The organism is Streptomyces sp. NPDC054841 (assembly GCF_053611045.1).
Map to the genome: position 1 here is coordinate 1 of NZ_JBSGZO010000670.1, position 3,689 is coordinate 3,689.

The 3,689-nt window shown below is 70.6% G+C and carries 2 protein-coding genes; one reads left to right on the plus strand and one right to left on the minus strand.

Features of this window, described 5'->3' with window-relative positions; translation table 11 throughout:
• The coding region (locus tag ACWGI8_RS41450; protein WP_453668621.1) for a hypothetical protein at positions 1-2,602 on the minus strand (2,602 nt) is incomplete at its 3' end.
• Positions 2,603-2,795: 193 nt separating this feature from the next.
• Here ACWGI8_RS41450 and ACWGI8_RS41455 point away from each other — a divergent pair.
• On the plus strand, positions 2,796-3,515 hold the full coding sequence (locus tag ACWGI8_RS41455) for a GOLPH3/VPS74 family protein (RefSeq protein WP_453668622.1): 720 nt from the start codon (positions 2,796-2,798) through the stop codon (positions 3,513-3,515).
• The last annotated feature ends 174 nt before the right edge of the window (positions 3,516-3,689 follow it).

Here is a 3,689-nt window from a genome sequence, read left to right on the forward strand (position 1 = left end):
GCTTGGCGCCGAACCCGGGCTCCACGAGTTCGTCCTGCAGCGCCACCGGCACCGTCACCTGGCTTGCGCCCTCGCCCACGGTCAGCGAACCGACGACCGTGCCGGCCGCTGCCGCGTGCGGCAGCGCCTTGCCGCCGTTCGTCAGCTTCAGCTTCACCGTCAGGCCCGACCAGCCCACCGCCGCCACGTCCTTCGTCGCGACGACCGGCACCGAACCGCCCAGGCCGTCGTCGACCGTGCCGACGACCTGGCCCTTCTTGACGATCGTCGCGGACTTCAGCGCGTCCTGAGTGGCGAGCATGAGGTCCTTGCTCGCCCGGATCGCGGTGCCGAGGATCGGAACGTCGTGCTGGGCGAGTACGGCTCCGACGATCAGCTGGTCCGTGTCGCCGACCATCTTGTGGGCGGCGAAGAGGAGATTGCCGCCCGCCTTGGTGGTGCTGCCGGTCTTGATGCCGAGCGCGCCGTCGAAGGGCGGCAGCTCGTTGTAGTTCCGCCACTTCTTGCCGGACGGGTCCGTCCACTCGGGCAGCTTGGTGATGTCCATCAGGGCCGGGATCTCCACCAGCTTCAGACCCAGCTTGACCTGGTCCTCCGCTGTGCTGACGGTCGTCGCGTTCAGACCGGAGGGGTCCGTGTACGTCGTGTTCGTCATCCCCAGCTCCTTGGCGGCGTCGTTCATCTTCTTGACGAACGCCTCCTCGGAGCCCGCGTCCCAGCGGGCCAGCTGGCGCGCGATGTTGTTGGCGGACGGGATCATGATGGCCGACAGTGCGGCCTTCAGGCTGATCTTGTCGCCCTTCTTGACGGTGTTGAGCGTCGACTCGTTGTCCGTCTTGTCGAGCTGCCCCTCGGACTCGCCCTTGGCGTCGATCTCGATCATCGGACCCTCTTCGCCCCGCTTCAGCGGGTGGTTCTTGAGGATCACGTACGCCGTCATCGACTTGGTCACGCTCGCGATGGGCACCGGCGTCTGCTCACCGGAGCTGCCCAGCGAGCCGAGCCCGGACGCGGCCATGTAGGCCTGCCCCTTGGCGGGCCAGGGCAGGGTCGGGGCGGCGCCGTCGAAGGTGTACGTCGGCTTCGCCGTCAGCGACAGAGCGGGGTCCGGCAGCGGGCGTACGGACTGTACGACCGCAAAGACGATCAGGAGCAGCACGACCAGCGGCGTCCAGATCTTGACCCGGCGGAACGCGGTACGGACCGGGGTCTGAGGCGGCGGCGGGGTGTTCGTCAGCTCGGCGAGCAGATCGAGCGGCGGCCTGGGCGGCAGCGGCTGCTGCTTGGTCCGCTCGACCTCGGTGAGCGACGCGGGGGCGGGGGCCGCGGGGGACGCGGAGGACGCGGCGGCGGGCCCTGCGTCGTCCCGGCGCAGCGGCACGAACTGGCTGGTCCGCTCGGCCGCGGGCTCGGGCGTGGACTTGGGCGCGGACTTGGGCGACTTGGGCTCGGCCTCGCGCTCCGGCGTCGGCTTCGGCTTCGCGGGCGGCGGGGTGACCCTCAGCGCGGTGGTGTGCTCGGGCGCGGCTTCCGGCTTCGGCGTCGACTTCGCGGGCGGCGGGGTGACCTTCAGCGCGGTGGTCGGCTGATCCACGGCAGGCCGCGGCAGCGCCTTGAACACGGCGGTCGGCTGGTCGACGGGCCGGTCGACCGACTCATCGCCCTCATCGCCCTCATCGCCCTCGGCCGCCTTCTCAGCGGCCTTCTGCGACGCCTTCAGGGCAGGCTCGTCGCCCTGCTTGGAGCCCTGCTTGGCACCGGCCCAGCTGGGCACCTTGGCGCCCTCGTCGTCGGCGTCGGCGTCGTCGGCCGCCTTGCGGGACGCGGGAGCCGCGGTCTCCTCCTCGAGACCGTCCGAGTCCGCGGTGTCGTCCTCGGTCTCGGCCGAGTCGTCTTCGGTGGCCGCTTCGGCCGGAGCCGAATCGCTTTCTTCAGCCTCGGGCTCGGCCTCAGGCTCGGCTTCGGCTTCGGCTTCGGCTTCGGCTTCGGCTTCGGCTTCGGCTTCGGCTTCGGCTTCGGCTTCGGCGGGAGCCTCATCGGCCTCGGCCGTCGCACCCTCCACCTCATCGGCGGCAGCGTTCGCCTCCGGCTCCTCCGACTCCTCCGGGCCATCCGCGTCACCGGTGACAGCGTCGTCGCCGGAAGCGCCCTCACGGGCCGCCTCGTCCTCGGCCGACTCGGCCTTGCCCTCCGCCGTCTCCGCCGCCTTCGTAGCCTCCGTGGAGACCCACGCCGCCACCGCCGCACGGAGCCGGGCATCGCCGTTCGGCGTGTCCTCCGCCGCGTCGCCCTCAGCCGCCGAGGCGGATTCGGAACCGGATTCGGAGCCAGTACCGGATTCGGAGCCGGAACCGGATTCGGACTCCGGGGCGTCCCCGTCGCTGTCCGAAGACGACGGCTCCGTGGCCGACGTCTCCGAAACCGACGGCGGCGTCCTGAACACGGCCGTAGGCTGGTCGACCCGTTCCTCGGTGGGCGCCCCCGCCGAACGGGCCACGGCAAGCCGCGGATCACGTTCGCCCGGAGTCGTCTCCCCCGACGACTTCTGCTGCTCCGACTTGTCGGGGGACTCGCCCGCCACCGTGCCTCCTCCATGCGTCATGCGTGAACCGCCGAGGCGATGTCACCGCCGACATCGCTGTCCGAACCATCTACCAGTGTCCTGTGTGAGCACTTGGCCCCCGTGCTAGACGAGAACGACATACCTGCCGGTTCCCGTACGAAGCACCCAGGCACTCTCGACAGACCAATGTGAGAGGGGTCACCCTGTCATTCATCCACGCGGGGAGGCATGGATGGGCAGGAGCCGCAGAACTATTCCGGAGGAGCTTCTGCTGCTCGCTCTGGACCCGACCACGGGTACCACAGCGCAGCCGCAGTCGCTCGACCTCGGCCTGGCCGGAGCACAGCTAGTGGAGCTGGCTCTGGCAGGACGGATAGCCCCAGACGGGGATCGTATCGCCGTGGTGATGCCACGGCCGACAGGAGATCCGACACTGGACTCCGCACTGGAGCTGTTGCGCAGACGCGGCAGCCCGGTTCGGGCCGTCCACTGGATCGGCGGGCCCCGGCTGGGGCTGCGCCAGACCTACCTTTCGCATCTGGAAAGGTGCGGCATGGTGCATGCCGTGGCCGGCCAGATGTGCGGGGTGCTGCCGACGACTCGCTATCAGGCGACGGACACGGCGATCAGCCGGGAAATCAGGGCCCGGCTGGACAGTGCGATCCGCACCGGCGTACCGCCGGACCCGCGGACCGCGGCGCTCGCCGCGCTGGCCCACGCGGTCGGTCTCGGCAAGCACCTCTACCCCGGCAACGAGGGGCGGTCCTCCCGCTCCCGGCTCCGGGATCTGATCAGGCACGACCCCATGGGCGGCCTCGTGGCGCACGCCGTGATGGACGTCCAGAACGGTGCGGCCGCACAGCCACGCCGTAACCCCGCAGCGGGCGGCCGCCAGTCGGCCGTACCGATGCAGCCGCGCCACGGGACCATGGCCCGCGTCGCCGCGCACTGAGCAGCACCGAGCACCAAGCACCAAGCACCAAGCAGTACGAAGCAACCGCACCGCCGCACCGAAGTCGTCCCCAGACCCGGTTCGGGAGCCGCACGAGTGCGCGGGGCAGTCAACACGACTGCCCCCGGCTCAGCCGTTGTCCGCCGCACCGAGCGCGCCGCTCTTCATTTCACG

Bases quoted from the DNA above. Each gene is read 5' to 3' on its own strand.
- ACWGI8_RS41455 (WP_453668622.1), top strand. From the start codon at position 2,796: ATGGGCAGGAGCCGCAGAACTATTCCGGAGGAGCTTCTGCTGCTCGCT.